Origin of the sequence: Parafrankia sp. FMc2 (assembly GCF_041008525.1) — a bacterium.
GTDB lineage: Bacteria > Actinomycetota > Actinomycetes > Frankiales > Frankiaceae > Parafrankia.
Genome location: NZ_JBFLUG010000024.1, coordinates 15,285 through 29,971, shown reverse-complemented (window position 1 = coordinate 29,971; position 14,687 = coordinate 15,285). Strand labels below are relative to the sequence as shown.

At 73.3% G+C, this 14,687-nt stretch carries 9 protein-coding genes; 3 read left to right on the top strand and 6 right to left on the bottom strand.

Annotated elements, in window-relative coordinates:
• Positions 1-96 precede the first annotated feature (96 nt).
• The 4 genes from rny to AB1460_RS11360 all read right to left on the bottom strand — a co-directional run bounded on the left by rny (position 97) and on the right by AB1460_RS11360 (position 4,978).
• Positions 97-2,463: a ribonuclease Y gene (gene rny / locus AB1460_RS11375; RefSeq protein WP_420497254.1), complete on the bottom strand. Its 2,367-nt coding sequence runs from the start codon at positions 2,461-2,463 to the stop codon at positions 97-99.
• Positions 2,464-2,832: 369 nt separating this feature from the next.
• Complete coding sequence (gene recX, locus AB1460_RS11370; RefSeq protein WP_420497253.1) at positions 2,833-3,456, bottom strand: recombination regulator RecX; 624 nt, start codon at positions 3,454-3,456, stop codon at positions 2,833-2,835.
• A gap of 11 nt (positions 3,457-3,467) precedes the next feature.
• Entirely contained in the window at positions 3,468-4,505 is a 1,038-nt protein-coding gene (gene recA / locus AB1460_RS11365; protein ID WP_368960938.1) for a recombinase RecA, read from the bottom strand.
• Positions 4,506-4,783: 278 nt separating this feature from the next.
• The gene (locus AB1460_RS11360) at positions 4,784-4,978 is read right to left on the bottom strand and encodes a DUF3046 domain-containing protein (protein ID WP_420497259.1); all 195 of its coding nucleotides are present in this window, start codon (positions 4,976-4,978) and stop codon (positions 4,784-4,786) included.
• Positions 4,979-5,141: 163 nt separating this feature from the next.
• Here AB1460_RS11360 and AB1460_RS11355 point away from each other — a divergent pair, with 163 nt between their 5' ends.
• From AB1460_RS11355 to AB1460_RS11345, 3 genes are read left to right on the top strand one after another with little or no spacing between them, the layout of a single operon-like run.
• Positions 5,142-10,130 carry an ATP-dependent helicase gene (locus AB1460_RS11355; RefSeq protein ID WP_368960934.1) on the top strand — a complete coding sequence of 1,663 codons (4,989 nt, stop codon included), beginning with the start codon at positions 5,142-5,144 and terminating at the stop codon, positions 10,128-10,130.
• Positions 10,127-11,530 (top strand): MFS transporter, encoded by a 1,404-nt coding sequence (locus tag AB1460_RS11350; protein WP_368960932.1) that lies wholly within the window; start codon positions 10,127-10,129, stop codon positions 11,528-11,530. The genes AB1460_RS11355 and AB1460_RS11350 overlap by 4 nt, the downstream gene beginning before the upstream one ends.
• Before the next feature lie 41 nt (positions 11,531-11,571).
• Complete coding sequence (locus tag AB1460_RS11345) at positions 11,572-12,567, top strand: DNA-formamidopyrimidine glycosylase family protein (protein WP_368960930.1); 996 nt, start codon at positions 11,572-11,574, stop codon at positions 12,565-12,567.
• A 16-nt stretch (positions 12,568-12,583) separates the two neighbouring features.
• Here AB1460_RS11345 and AB1460_RS11340 read toward each other — a convergent pair whose 3' ends face one another.
• Together AB1460_RS11340 and pspM are read right to left on the bottom strand one after the other, a co-directional pair.
• Complete coding sequence (locus AB1460_RS11340) at positions 12,584-13,159, bottom strand: RNA polymerase sigma factor (RefSeq protein ID WP_018640678.1); 576 nt, start codon at positions 13,157-13,159, stop codon at positions 12,584-12,586.
• A gap of 411 nt (positions 13,160-13,570) precedes the next feature.
• Complete coding sequence (pspM, locus tag AB1460_RS11335; RefSeq protein WP_368960928.1) at positions 13,571-14,308, bottom strand: phage shock envelope stress response protein PspM; 738 nt, start codon at positions 14,306-14,308, stop codon at positions 13,571-13,573.
• Positions 14,309-14,687 lie beyond the last annotated feature (379 nt).

Sequence of the window (14,687 nt, the reverse complement as noted above, 5' to 3'; positions counted from 1 at the left end):
CACCATCAGCCCGGTCCTGGCGGTCGCCACAGGCCGGAAGCAGCTCCGAAGACGGGGACAGCTCCGGGTGGGGAGCTGCCCCTGGTTCCGCCACCGTCAGCGGGCCAGCCCGATGGCGCGGGTCTCGCGGACGACGGTCACTCTGATCTGACCCGGATAGGTGAGCTCGTCCTCGATCTGCCGGGCCACGTCGCGGGCGAGCATGTGGGCCGCCACGTCATCGACCTGCTCGGGCACCACCATCACCCGCACCTCGCGACCGGCCTGCATCGCGAAGACCTTCTCGACACCGGGGCGCTCCCCCGCGATCTGCTCGATACGTTCCAGGCGCTTGACGTACGACTCCAGGCTGTCACGGCGCGCCCCGGGCCGTCCCCCGGAGATCTGGTCCGCGGCCTGGGTCAGCACAGCGCCGATCGAACGCGGCTCAACCTCGTTGTGATGCGCCTCGATGGCATGGACGACGTCCTCATGCTCGCCGTACCGGCGGGCGATCTCCGCGCCGACGATCGCGTGCGAGCCCTCGACCTCGTGGGTCAGCGCCTTGCCGAGATCGTGCAGGAGGGTGCCACGTTTCGCGATCGCCGGCGGCAGCCGCAGCTCGGCGGCCATGATGCCGGCCAGATGCGCGCTCTCCACCAGGTGCGCGAGAACGTTCTGCCCGTAGCTCGTGCGGTAGCGCAGCCGCCCGAGCAGCGTGATCAGCTCGGGGTGCATCTCGGCGATGCCGACGTCGATGAGGGCGTCCTCGCCGGCCCGCACGCACTTCGCGAGAACCTCGCGTTCGGCCCGGGCGTACTCCTCCTCGATCCGGTGCGGATGGATGCGCCCGTCCGACACCAGCGCCGCCAGCGTGATGCGCGCCGTCTCCCGGCGCACCGGGTCGAAACAGCTCAGCAGCACGGCCTCCGGGGTGTCGTCGATGAGCACGTTGACACCCGTGACGGACTCGAAGGCCCGGATGTTGCGCCCTTCGCGCCCGATGATCCGGCCCTTCATCTCGTCGCTCGGCAGGTGCAGCACCGACACGACCGACTCGGCGGTCTGCTCGGACGCGACCCGTTGGATGGCAAGGGTGACGATCCGGCGGGCCCGCTCCTCCGCCTCCTCCTCGGCGCGGGTCTCGATGTCCCGGACCCGGACCGCGGCGTCGAGCCTGGCCGAGTCCTCGACCACCTTGACCAGCTCGCTCCGTGCCTCCGCCGCGGTCATGCCGGCAGCCCGCTCCAGCTCCCGCCGCCAGTGCGTCTCCAACCCGGCCAGATCGGAGTCCCGTGCGTCGAGCCCCGCCTCGCGAGCGGCGAGCTCCCCCTCACGGGTCTCCAGTCGGTGGATCCGCTCCTCGACGGACGTGGTCTGGTCAGCGAGTCGCTGCTCGCGCTGGGCGAGACGGCTGTCCCAGCTCCGCAGCTCCGCCCGCTCGGTCCGGAGGTTCTCGGCGAGCTCGGCGCGGACCTGCTCCCTCTCGGCCCGCACCGCCTCACGCGCCTCCGCCTCCGCCTTCGAGGCCCGCAGCTCGGCGTCCGCGACGGCCCGGGCCCGGATGGCCTCGGCGGCCTCCTGCGCGTGCCGACGGATCTGCGCGGCCTCCCGGTCGACCCTCGCGGCCTGTTCGGCGGCGTCCTGGTCAGCCCGACGGCGGGCCCGTTCGGTGTCCTCCTCGGCCTCACGCGCCTGTCGCCGCAGCTCGGCGAGCCGGGCGGAGATCTCGGCAAGCTCGGATCGGCTCGCCTGCGCTGCGCGGCCATCCACGATCACAGCAGTGCCCGCACCTGCCATGGACGGGTCGGGCGGCCGGATGGCCGGCTCGACCCCGTCCGCCGGCACACCGTCGGACGACTCGCTCACCTCGACGCCCGGTGCCGCCGCTCCGCTCTCCGGCGACGGCTCCGCCTCCGCGCCAGCAGTTCCATCCTGATCTGCGGCTGTCGCGGTGACCGGGCCTGCCCCGTCAGCGACCGCATCGCCGGCCGCTGCATCGCCGGCCGCTGCATCGCCGGCCGCTTCATCGCCGGCCGCTGCATCGCCGGCCACTGCATCGCCGGTCACTGCATCGCCGGCCGCTGCATCCGCCGGTACGCCGGGAACCGAGGTGATGCGCTCTGCTGGCTCGGTGATGGTGCCCGGCGGCCCGTCCTGTCCTGCCGGGGGCCCTTCCAGCAGCTGAGCTGCGTCAGCGGGATCCGGCCCCTCGTTGTTCGGCGGCGGGCCCGCCGCCTGCAGGCTGCCTGGCGGGGTGCCGCCCGCAGCGACCGGAGGTCGAGGTGGATCGAGCACTGCCTCGGCGCCCACATCCGTGGCCGCGCTCGGGGCATCCGGTACGTGTGCCTGGCGGGCGACGGCCCCCGCATCCGCGCTGATCACACCGAGGCCACCGGCCCGCACCAGGCGTAGCAGAACCAGCGTGAGGCCACCGACAGCGAGAAGGAGCAGCACGAGAAGCGTTATGAGGGCGGCACCCACGGTTGCTCCTCCCGCTTCCGTCTGTGCCTGCCAGGACAGGCGTGGGGCGCGGGACCGGACCAACCGCTGGACGAACTACACGCACCGACGACACCCAAAACCAGGGTCGCCAGCAGTACCCACCCGGCCGAAAATCCAGGCAGGAAGGGCGCGCGACCACCGGCGCCCGAAGGAACGCTCGCCCTGATGTGAAGTTGTGCCAGCTATCTGGACCGCTTACGAGCAGGAGTCCTCGCACCTTTGGGGAAAGGGTAGGTCTGCCGCTTTCATTCGGTCAAGAAAAACGTGAGCGAACCACAGGCACCGGACGACCGGCTGGCACTCGCGCTTTCGTCGACGCTGCCGGGCCCGGCTCGGACACAGCCCGGCCTAGCGCAGGTCGTATGCGTCGTCATCCAGACCAGCATCGGCCTCCTCGTCCTCGGTCGGCACGGCCTCGGTCACCACCCGCATCGCGAGGTCGAGCGAGTAGCCCTTTCGGGTGAGCAGGGCGACCAGCCGACGGACCCGTACCGGTGCGGGCAGTCCCTCCGTCGCACGCAGCCGCCGCGCCACCAGCGACCGCGCAGTGGCCTCCTCGTCCTCCGCGCCGACGGCAGCCAGCGCGATCTCCGACGCCTCGGGATCCACTCCTCGCCGCCGCAGCTCGCCGGCGAGTGCCCGACGCCCCAAGCCGCGCCCGGCCCGGGCCGACGAGACGAAAGCGGCAGCGAAGGCCTCATCGTCGACCAGCCCGACTTCCGTCAGGCGATCGAGCACCTGCTCGGCGATCTCCTCGGCGACACCGCGGCGCCGAAGCACGGTTTCAAGCTCGGCCCGGCTGCGCTGCCGGGCCGCCAGCTGGTGCAGGCAGATCTCCCGCGCCGCTTCCAGCGGGTCGGCGTCACCGGCTACTCCGCGCCGTGCCGGGCGGTTCTCCCGCGCGGGTATCGCCCTGGCCGCCGCGGACGCTCCGTGGGCGTGTGACGGCGGACTCGACTCGGGGCCGGACACGGCGCGCCCGGTCAGAGATCGACCGGGACAGGGGCAGGGGCATCCGCGTCGAGCGTCGGGACCATGCCCAGCTTCTCCTTGATCCTCTTCTCGACCTCGTTGGCCAGATCCGGGTTGTCGCGCAGGAACGAGCGCGCGTTCTCCTTGCCCTGGCCGAGCTGGTCTCCGTCGTAGGTGTACCAGGCACCGGACTTGCGGATGATCCCGTGCTCGACGCCCATATCAATGAGCGAACCCTCACGGCTGATACCGCCGCCGTAGACAATGTCGAACTCGGCTGTCCGGAAAGGCGGCGCCATCTTGTTCTTGACCACCTTCACCCGGGTGCGGTTACCGACCGCCTCGGTTCCGTCCTTCAGCGTCTCGATGCGACGAACATCAAGACGGACCGAGGCGTAGAACTTCAGCGCCTTTCCACCGGTGGTCGTCTCCGGCGACCCGAACATCACGCCGACCTTCTCGCGGAGCTGGTTGATGAAGATCGCGGTGGTGCCCGAGTTCGCGAGCGCTCCGGTGAGCTTCCGCAGCGCCTGGGACATCAGCCGGGCCTGCAGGCCCACGTGGCTGTCACCCATCTCCCCCTCGATCTCGGCACGCGGCACCAGGGCCGCGACCGAGTCGACGACGATGATGTCCAGCGCGCCGGAGCGGATCAGCATGTCGGCGATCTCCAGCGCCTGCTCGCCCGTGTCGGGCTGGGAAACCAGCAGCGCGTCGGTGTCGACACCCAGCTTCCCCGCGTAATCGGGATCAAGGGCGTGCTCCGCGTCGATGAAGGCCGCGATGCCGCCGGCCGCCTGCGCGTTCGCCACGGCGTGCAGGGCAACCGTCGTCTTTCCCGACGACTCGGGCCCGTAGATCTCGACGACACGCCCGCGCGGAAGGCCTCCGATACCGAGCGCGACATCAAGAGCGATTGATCCGGTCGGGATCGCCTGGACCGGCGGCCTGGTGTCGTCACCCAGGCGCATGACCGAGCCCTTACCGAACTGCTTGTCGATCTGCGCAAGGGCGTTCTCCAACGCCTTCTCACGGTCGGGTCCAACCATTGGAGTTACTCCATGCTGAGGTCGTCGAGTCTTGGCCACGATCCGACGCTAGGGGGTGGGTCCGACAGTTTCGAGAGCCGGGTCGGTTCTGTGGACATCGGAGCGCATGTGGACAACAGTAGCCGAACATCCGTTCGAGTCCTCGGCGACACACCACGGCCCACCCGATCGGGTGGTTCCACCACACTCCGCACCAGCCGACCTGGCGCACCACGACCACCCCGACAGCATCCGCCACCAGAAGTCATCTTCTGGCAACGGAAGGTTCCGGCCGGCTCTCAGCGGTCGCGCGCGGGCACGCCGAACTCGTCGCAGACGGCATGCCACACCGCCTTGGCATCGTCGCCGCGGCGCAGGGCGGCCTCCACCGTCGCCCCGCCCAGACCGGCGATCACGTGGTCGCGGGCGAGCGAGTCGGCGTACGCGGTACCGAACTGGCTGTTCATGTTCGCCCAGAACTCCGTCAGTCGCACCGGACCAGTGTGCACGCCGCCAGCCACGGCCCTGTGTGCGGCGCCGGTCGTCGGCGCCGGTGATCGGGCCCCGCCGTCGCACGTGGCCTCGCAGGTCGCGGCACGTCCACCCCCGGCGGTGAGCGTGCCACCGGATGGTGGTGCGGTAGGCGGTGCGAGGTTTGTGTCGGTGGGACCACGCAGACTGGTCGGCGTGACCGCATCGGACCCGCTCGCAGCCTTCTCGGCCCCCACCAGGGAGTGGTTCGCGTCCTCGTTCGCGGCGCCGACGCCGGCGCAGGCCGAGGCGTGGGCCGCCGTCTCCGGGGGCGGCAGTGCTCTGGTCGTGGCGCCGACCGGGTCCGGCAAGACGCTCGCGGCCTTCCTCTGGTCACTCGACGGGCTGGCCCGCTCCGGCCCGCCGGCCGACCCGACCCGCCGTTGCCGCGTGCTGTACGTGAGCCCGCTCAAGGCGCTCGCGGTCGACGTCGAGCGCAATCTCCGGGCGCCACTGGCCGGTATCCGCGCCGCCGCGGCCCGGATCGGCCAGCCCGTCCCGGACGTGTCCGTCGGTGTCCGGTCCGGCGACACCCCTGCCGCCGAACGCCGCGCGTTCGGCCGCACCCCGCCGGACATCCTGATCACCACCCCGGAATCACTGTTCCTGATCCTGACCAGTGCCGCACGGGAGGCACTGCGGGGCGTGCAGACCGTGATCGTCGACGAGGTGCACGCCGTTGCCGGCACCAAGCGCGGGGCGCACCTCGCCCTCAGCCTGGAGCGCCTCGACGACCTGCTGGACGCTCCCGCGCAGCGGGTCGGGCTGTCGGCGACGGTGCGGCCGGTCGAGGAGATCGCCCGCTTCCTCGGTGGGGCGCGGCCGGTCACCGTCATCCGGCCACCGTCGGCCAAGACCCTCCAGATCGAGGTGGTCGTCCCCGTCGAGGACATGGCGAGCCTCGGTGAGCAGGCCGAGAGCGTCCCCGAGGGTCCGGCGGCGGCCGCGGGGCCGCGCGCGTCGATCTGGCCGGCGGTCGAGGAGCGGGTGCTGGACCTGATCCTCGACCACTCCTCCACGATCGTCTTCGCGAACTCGCGACGGCTCGCCGAGCGGTTGTGCGCCCGGCTGAACGAGCTGTACGCGGACCGTCTCGCCCTGGCGGCCGAGCTGGCCGGTACGGATTCGGGTGTGAACACGGGTGCGGGCGAGGCGGCCGGCCAGGTCCGTCCAGCGGCCGGGGCGGCCGGGGCGGTGACAGCTCCGGCGGCCCTGATGGGCCAGGCCGGCTCGGCCGCGCCCCCGGCCGTGGTGGAGGTCGCCCGCGCCCACCACGGCAGCGTGAGCCGCGAGCAGCGAGCGCTGATCGAGGAGGAGCTCAAGTCCGGCCGCCTGCCTGCCGTGGTGGCGACGTCCAGTCTGGAACTGGGCATCGACATGGGCGCGGTCGATCTGGTGGTGCAGATCGAGTCCCCGCCCAGCGTCGCGGCCGGCATGCAGCGGATCGGCCGGGCCGGCCACCAGGTCGGTGCTGCCAGCCGGGGTGTGGTCCTGCCCAAGCACCGCTCGGACCTGGTGGAGTGCGCGGTCGTGGCCGAACGGATGAGCGCGGCGCAGATCGAGGCGGTGCACTACCCGCGCAACCCGTTGGACGTGCTGGCCCAGCAGATCGTGGCGATCGTCGCGATGGAGGACCGTGAGGTCGACGAGCTGGGCGCGCTGCTGCGCAGGGCGGCCCCGTTCGCGGGCCTGCCCGGCTCGGCCTACGAGGCCGTGCTGGACATGCTTGCCGGGCGCTACCCGTCGGACGACTTCGCCGAGCTGCGGCCCCGCATCACCTGGGACCGGGCCACCGGTGTGCTCGCCGGCCGGCCGGGCGCACAGCGGCTGGCCGTCACCAGCGGCGGAACCATCCCCGACCGGGGGATGTTCGGGGTCTTCCTGCTCGGGGAGAAGGCCAGCCGGGTCGGCGAGCTCGACGAGGAGATGGTCTACGAGTCGCGGGTCGGTGACGTCGTGCTCCTCGGCTCGTCCAGCTGGCGGATCGAGGAGATCACCCCGGACCGGGTGCTCGTCACCCCCGCGCCCGGCCGGCCCGGCCGGCTGCCCTTCTGGCACGGCGACGCCCCCGGGCGGCCCGCCGAGCTGGGCCGGGCACTGGGGGCCTTCCTGCGGGAGCTGTCGACGCTGGGTCCCGTCGACGCGGCGGCCCGCGTCGGCGCGGCGGGGCTGGACGCGTGGGCCACCAGCAACCTGCTGAGCTACCTGGAGGAACAGCGGGCCGCCGCCGGCCACCTGTCCGACGATCGGCACCTGGTCGTCGAGCGGTTCCGCGACGAGCTCGGCGACTGGCGGCTGGCGGTCCACTCCCCCTTCGGCGCACCGGTGAACGCGCCGTGGGCGCTGGCGATCAGCGCCCGGCTACGCGAGCGGTACGGCTCCGAGGTGCAGGTCATGCACACCGACGACGGGGTCGTCGCCCGGGTTCCGGACGCAGCCGAGCCGCCGCGGGCGGAGCTGGTCGTCTTCGAGCCGGAGGAGATCGAGGCTCTCGTCCGGGCGGAGGTCGGCGGCAGCGCGCTGTTCGCCAGCCGCTTCCGGGAGTGCGCCAGCCGGTCGTTGCTGCTTCCCCGCCGCACCCCCGGGCGGCGCACGCCGCTGTGGCAGCAGCGTCAGCGCAGCGCGCACCTGCTGTCCGTCGCCTCGACGTTCGGCGACTTCCCCGTCGTGCTGGAGACGATGCGCGAATGCCTGCAGGACGTCTACGACGTCCCCGCCCTGGTCGGCCTGATGCGCGACGTCGGTGCCCGGTCGCTGCGGGTCGTCGAGGTGGAGACGACCGCGCCGTCCCCGTTCGCCTCGTCGCTGCTGTTCGGCTACGTGGCCGCGTTCATGTACGACGGGGACGCGCCACTGGCCGAACGGCGCGCCCAGGTCCTCTCGCTGGACAGCTCGTTGCTCGCCGAGCTGCTCGGCGAGACCGAGCTGCGGGAGCTCATTGACCCGCGGTCCCTGGAGCGGATCACAGCGGAGCTGCAGCGGCTGGCCCCGGAGCGGCATGCACGGGACGCGGAGACCACCGCCGACCTGCTCCGGGCGCTCGGCGATCTCAGCACCGAGGAGGCGCTGGCGCGCGGTGCCACGGTGCCCTGGCTGGAGGAGCTGGAGCGGGCCGGCCGGGTGATCCGGGTCCGCATCGCCGGAGCGGAACGCTGGGTGCCGGTCGAGGACGCCGGTCGGCTTCGGGACGCGCTCGGAGTTCCCCTCCCGGTAGGGGTGCCGGCGGCGTTCACCGAGCCGGTCCGCGACCCGCTCGGCGACCTCGTCTCCCGGTACGCGCGCACACACGGGCCGTTCGAGTCCGAGGACATCGCCGGTCGGTTCGGGCTCGGGATCGCCGTGGCCACCGGCGTGCTCGAGCGGCTCACCGCCGACGGCCGGCTGGTGCGCGGCGAGCTGCACCCGGACCGGGCGGGCGAGCAGTGGTGCGACGCCGGCGTGCTGCGGGCGCTGCGTCGGCGCAGCCTGGCGGCGCTGCGCAAGGAGGTCGAGGCTGTTCCCGTCCGGGCGATGGGGGCGTTCCTGCCGGTCTGGCAGTCGGTCACCGGCGGTCTCGGCCGGGGGGTGGACGGCGTGCTGCGGGCCGTCGAGCAGCTGCAGGGGGCGCTCGTGCCCGCCAGCGCGCTGGAGCAGCTCGTGCTCCCGGCACGGGTCGGTGACTACGCGCCGGCGATGCTCGATGAGCTGTGCTCCACCGGTGAGGTGCTGTGGGCCGGCGCCGGCGGGCTGCCCGGCAACGACGGCTGGGTCACCCTCGTCCTGGCCGATGCCGCCGAGGATCTGCTCCCGCCGCCGGATCTCGAGGCGGCCGCCAGCCCGGTGCACCGGGAGATCCTGGATGCTCTCGGCGACGGGCAGGCCTTCTTCTTCCGGACGCTGGCTGACCGGACCGGTGGCCTCGACGACACCGTCCTCGCGAACGCGCTGTGGGATCTGGTGTGGGCCGGCCTGATCACCAACGACACCCTCGCCGCACTGCGCCTCCAGCTCGGCGCCGGGCATCCGGCGCATTCCACCGCTCGGCGCGCCCCGCGGAGCCGGGCGGCACGCTACGGCCGCGGCCGGCCCGCAATGCCGCGCCGGACCGGTCCGCCGACCGTCGGCGGCCGCTGGTCACTGCTGCCGGAGCGGGAGACCGACCCCACCCGCCGCGCGCATGCGCTGGCCGAGGCACTGCTCGACCGGCACGGCATCGTCACCCGCGGCGCCGTCGCCGCCGAACGCACCCCCGGCGGGTTCGCCGCCGTCTACCGGGTGCTGTCCGCCTTCGAGCAGGCGGGGCGCTGCCGCCGCGGCTACTTCGTCGAATCGCTGGGCGCCGCGCAGTTCGCCGTCCCCGGCGCGGTGGACCGTCTCCGCGCGATCGCCGGCGCGCAGCGCGACGCCGCCGACCAGCCCGCCTGGGCCGCCGACCCGAACGTCGGGTACGGGGCGGCGGGGCCGAGCGGCACAGTCACCGGTCTCACCCCCGCGGGTGCGGCGGGCACGGTGCCGGCGGGCTCGGGCCACGCCGCCGCCCTGCGCCTGGCCGCCGCTCGGAACGGCGGTGGCCCCGCCGGCATCGAGGTCGGAGACGTTCTCGGGGGTGGAGCCCGCGGCCGGGGCGGCGGCGGGGCCGGCGCCCCGGCCGGCAGCGGCGCCATCGTGATGGCGGCCGCTGATCCCGCGAACCCGTACGGAGCCGCCCTGCCCTGGCCCGCGCGCCAGGCAGAGTCCGGTGGGGTCGGCAGAGACGGTGCGGCCAGCGGGGCCGGTCCGAGCAGCGAGGCCAACGCGAGCAACGGGGCCGGTGGGGGCGGCAGTGGGGCCGGTAGGGCCGCCGGTGGGGCCGGTCACCGGGCCGGCCGCAAGGCGGGCGCGCTCGTCGTTCTGGTCGACGGCGAACTGGTGCTCTATGTGGAGCGCGGCGGCCGAACGCTGTTGTCCTGGACGGACTCGCCCGCCCTGCTCGGGCCGGCCGTCGGTGCACTGGCCGACGCGGTCCGCGCAGGCTCGCTGGGCCGGCTCGCGGTCGAGAAGGCTGACGGGGCCGCGGTGGTCGGCAGCACGCTCGGCGCGGCACTCGAACGGGCCGGCTTCCACCCCACCCCGCGCGGCCTGCGGCTGCGCGGGTGAACCAGGAGCCGACGCCGTCCGGAGACGCCCGCGAGGCGACGCCGTGGGACCCGCGGCTGCGCGGGCTCACTGTCGGGCTCGTCAGCACCGTGACGCTGATCGCGTTCGAGGCGATGGCTGTCATCACCGTGCTGCCCGACGTCGCGGAGGACCTGTCCGGGCTGTCTCTGTACGGCTGGACCACCAGCGGGTTCTTCCTGGGCCTGCTGCTCGGCGTGGTGATCGCCGGCGCGGAGACGGACCGGGTCGGAGCAGTCCGCCCGTTCACCGTCGGGCTGTCGCTGTTCGGCGCGGGTCTCGCGGTAGCCGCGGTGTCCCCGTCGATGGAAGTCCTGGTGGCCGGCCGGATCCTGCAGGGGCTCGGCGGCGGCGCCGTGCCCGCCGTGCTCTACGCGACGATCGGCCGGGCCTACCCGGAGTCGCAGCGGCCGCGGATGTTCGCCGTGACATCCACCGCCTGGGTCGTTCCCGGGCTGATCGGCCCGGTGGCGGCCGCGCTCGTGGCGGAGCACGCCGGGTGGCGCTGGGTCTTCGGGGGCCTGGTGCCGCTGGTCCTGGTGTCCGGAGCGCTGACAGTGCGGGCGCTGGCCCGGCTCGGGCCACCGACCACCGTGGACGTCGGTGCCGCCGCCGGGCGGCTCGTCGCCGCGCTGCGCGTCAGCGTCGGCGCCGGCCTGATGCTGGCGGGCCTGACCAGCCGGTCCCCGTTCGGGCTGGCGGCGATCGCGGCCGGGGCCTGTCTCGCCTACCGCCCGCTGCGAACCCTGCTGCCCGAGGGCACCCTGCGGGCGCGCCGCGGCCTCGCCGCGGCGGTCGCCGCTCGCGGACTCCTGACCTTCGCGTTCTTCGGCGCCGACACCTTCGTCCCGCTCGCCGTCACCGCGGTCCGGGACGAGTCGACCACCATGGCCAGCGTGGCCGTGACAGCCGCGACCGTGACCTGGACGAGCGGCTCATGGACGCAGGCCCGCCTGGCCGGCCGGGTTCCCGGCCGGGACCTGATCCGCTTCGGTCTGCTCCTCGTCGCCGGGGGCACCGCCGGTTTCGCCCTGGTGCTGGTCGACCCGGTCCCGCTCGGGGTCGCCATCGCCTGCTGGGCGGCCGCCGGGTTCGGGATCGGCCTGTCCTACTCCCCGATCGTCACGCTGGTCCTGGCCGAGACACCGCCGGAGCGCCACGGCACGGCGTCGACGTCGGTGACCTTGTCGGACAACCTCGGCACCGTGTTCGGGACCGGCCTGGGCGGGGTCGCCGTCGCGGCCAGCGAGGCGGCGAGCGGCACGCCGGACGCCGGCCTCGCAGTCGTGTTCCCGCTGGCGGCGGCCGTGGCGGTGCTGGGCGCGGTGGTCGCCCGCCGTGCCCCCGCCCGCGTGTTCCCCGCCGCGCCGGGCGGAAGCTGACCGAAGCTGACGTCCGGCCGGCGGCGGAGCACCATCGGAGGATGCCCGAAGGTGACACGGTCTGGCTGACAGCGCGCCGGCTCGACGCCGCGCTCGCCGGCCATGTCCTGGTGCGGACGGACTTCCGGGTCCCCCCGCTCGCCACCGCCGATCTGCGTGGGCGGCGGGTCGGCGCCGTCCGGTCGCGCGGCAAGCATCTGCTCCTGCGCGTCGAGGGCGGGCTCACCCTGCACGTGCACCTGCGGATGGAGGGATCCTGGCACCTGTACCGGCCGGGCTCGCACTGGGCCGGAGGACCGGCGTGGCAGGTCCGGGTCGTCCTCGCCACCGCGGAGCACGTGGCGGTCGGCTACCGGCTGCCGGTGGTCGAGCTGCTGCCGACCACCGAGGAGGAGCGGGTGGTGGGCCACCTCGGCCCGGACGTCCTCGGTGACGACTGGGATCTGGACCGGGCTGTCACCAACCTGCGGGCGGACCCGCGGCGCGAGATCGGCGAGGCGCTGCTGGACCAACGACTCCTGGCCGGGCTGGGAAACATCTGGCGGACGGAGGCGTGCTTCCTCGCCGGGGTGAGCCCGTGGACGCCGGTCGGCGAGGTGACGGATCTACCCGGCCTGGTCCGCCGCGCCCAGGCGATGGTCACGGCCGGGGCGCGGGGCGGACACCAGGTAACCACCGGGTCCGCCCGCCCAGGTGAACAGCATTGGGTGTACGGGCGCGCGGGCAGGCCGTGTCGGCGCTGCGGCACGCTTGTCCGCCGGCTGGAGCAGCGGAGGTCCACCCAGAGTTCACCGGGGCGCGGATCGCCGGGACGTGCGGGCGGGCCCGGTGGACGGGGCCCGCGCAACGACGTCCGGCGTGACCAGGGCCGGCGCACAGGCGCCAGGCAGGACAGCTACCGGCGCCCGACTGACGCCGGGGGTCCGGCCGGCGTCACCCTCGACGCCGGCGGGCAGGACGGCCGGGTCACCGCATGGTGCCCGACCTGCCAGCCGGGCCCGCTTCCGGGCCTGCTGGCCGGCCGGCCGGAGAACTGATCCGGCCGGCCGGGGCTCACACCCGGCTCGCGGCCAGCAGCCGGGCGCGACCGCGGGTGAACGCTCCCTCGGCGGCCTTCACGCTGATCGACAGATCATCAGCCGCCTGGCGGGTGGTTCGGCCAGCGGCGCGGGCCATCATGATCTGGCGCTCCCGGCCACGGAGGCGACGGGTCTGGTCAAGCAGCCAGAGCGCCTCCGCGCGGTCACAGGTCGAGTCCTCGGGGCCGGGGTCGCTGGGCGCCGCGACGCTGCGGGCCATGGCGCGGTCCGCACGCATCCGCGCGCGGTGATGGTCGACACACAGCCGGAGCACGGTCGTGGTCAGGAACTGACCGACCCGGTGGCTGTCGAGGTTGCGGAATCCCGCCGCGCGGACGAGCGCCTCCTGGGCGCAGTCCTCCGCGTCGGCGGTGCTGGGCAGCCGCCGGCGGGCGATGTGCACCAGGCGCTCACGGTGCGGCAACACCAGCGACCACCGATCGCCGCTGAACGGCTGGTCGACGGCCGGGAGGGAAGCCGTCTCCTCAGGTGCCTGCCGGGCAGGCTGCGGGCTCGGGGATTCGATAGCGTCCCCATTGATTTGCGTCATGGCACTTCCACCTGCCTGGCTGCGTCATGCCATCCGGACGTCCGGGACTGCCGGTCTGGCCATCGCACGGCGGCGATGAAAACGTGGACGACGCTCCCCTTCGTCGGCCGACGCCACAATCGCCGATCGGACATCTGGGACATTAAGGCAATCCTCGCGTCTGCGCCATAACTCCGGTCACATCTTCAAACCTACATCCCACCCCTTGGTGCCAACCCGGGTGTACACCAGATCGGTGGAAATAAAATAACTGCGAAGTCACTGCGCAGATAAGGGAATGACTTCCGTCCTGCCCCTGAAGGCGAAAGTCGCTGCTAGTCAGGCACTACCGGCGCGAGGCTCCCGCGGATGACGACGGCCAGCGCCGGCGGGACGTTAATCCAGGGTGACAGCTGAGAGGATTGTTTCGGATCAGGCCGGACGGCCCGGGCCCGCGAATCCGAGCAGTTCGGATAGCCCATCAGCGTAGGTGCGCAGGCGTTCGACCTCGTCGGCGAGCCCGGTGAGCTCGGCCGTCGGCGTGGTGACGGTCACGACGATCTCCGTCGCGGCGGTCAGCAGCTCGTCGAGCAGGTCCGCGGCCTGCTCCATGGCAGCCAGCAGGCGGGCGGACGTCGCCCGGATATCCGCCCGGCGGGCGGGGTCCGACACCGCCCGCATCGCGGACTCGCAGGCCACTACTCTCCGGGCAGTCATCCGCAGCCCGTCCACCAGGCGAGCGGCGGTCACCATCGCGGCCTGGACCTGGGTCGTGCCGGGGCGCGCCTCCACCGAGCAGAGCAACGCGGCGACAGCGGCCAGCCCGGCCTCTCCACGCCGCAGTGGCCGCGCCGCCGCCGACCGCCTGAGCTCCAGTGCCCGCAACGGGGGAACGGACGGTGCCGGCAGTCCGCTCTCCGGAGACGTCCGGTATTCACGAAAGGACAGCCCGGCGCGGGCAAGAGCCGCAGCTCCGAACGCGAGCCAGCCCCATTCACCGTCGACGGCGGCCACGACAGGGGACGCCGCCGCGGCAGCCGCCCAGGCCTGGGCGGAAAGAAGTGCACGCTGCCTGGCCCGCCGGAACGGCCGACTGAACCGACGTTCGGCATTCTCGAACGAGCGGCGCTCGATGTCGGCGCGAAGCCAGTCCGGCAGGCCGGCGGCCATCGCCGCCGTCACATCCGGGCGGCCGACTCCCCGGACCCTGTCAGCCAGTCCGGGAAAGTGAAAAGAACTTCTTCGCTTACGACCGTCCGGCGACACTTCCGAGCCTCCCGGAACACGCCCGGTCGAACCTGAATCATTGAGCGTGACCGATGACTCGGAATACCCCCGGTAATGCGACGACGGTGTGACCGAGGGCGGCGTGGCCGACGACGGTGTGACCGAGGGCGGCGTGACCGAGGGCGGCGCGGCAGACGGCAACGGGGCGGTCGGCGGAAGTGGTGCAGTGGCCTGCGAGGGAGAAGACGCTGGGCTGGACCGTCGGACGTCGGAGGCGACCGCGTCCGGCCCGCCAGCCGCTTCCAGGCCATCAGCCGCCTCG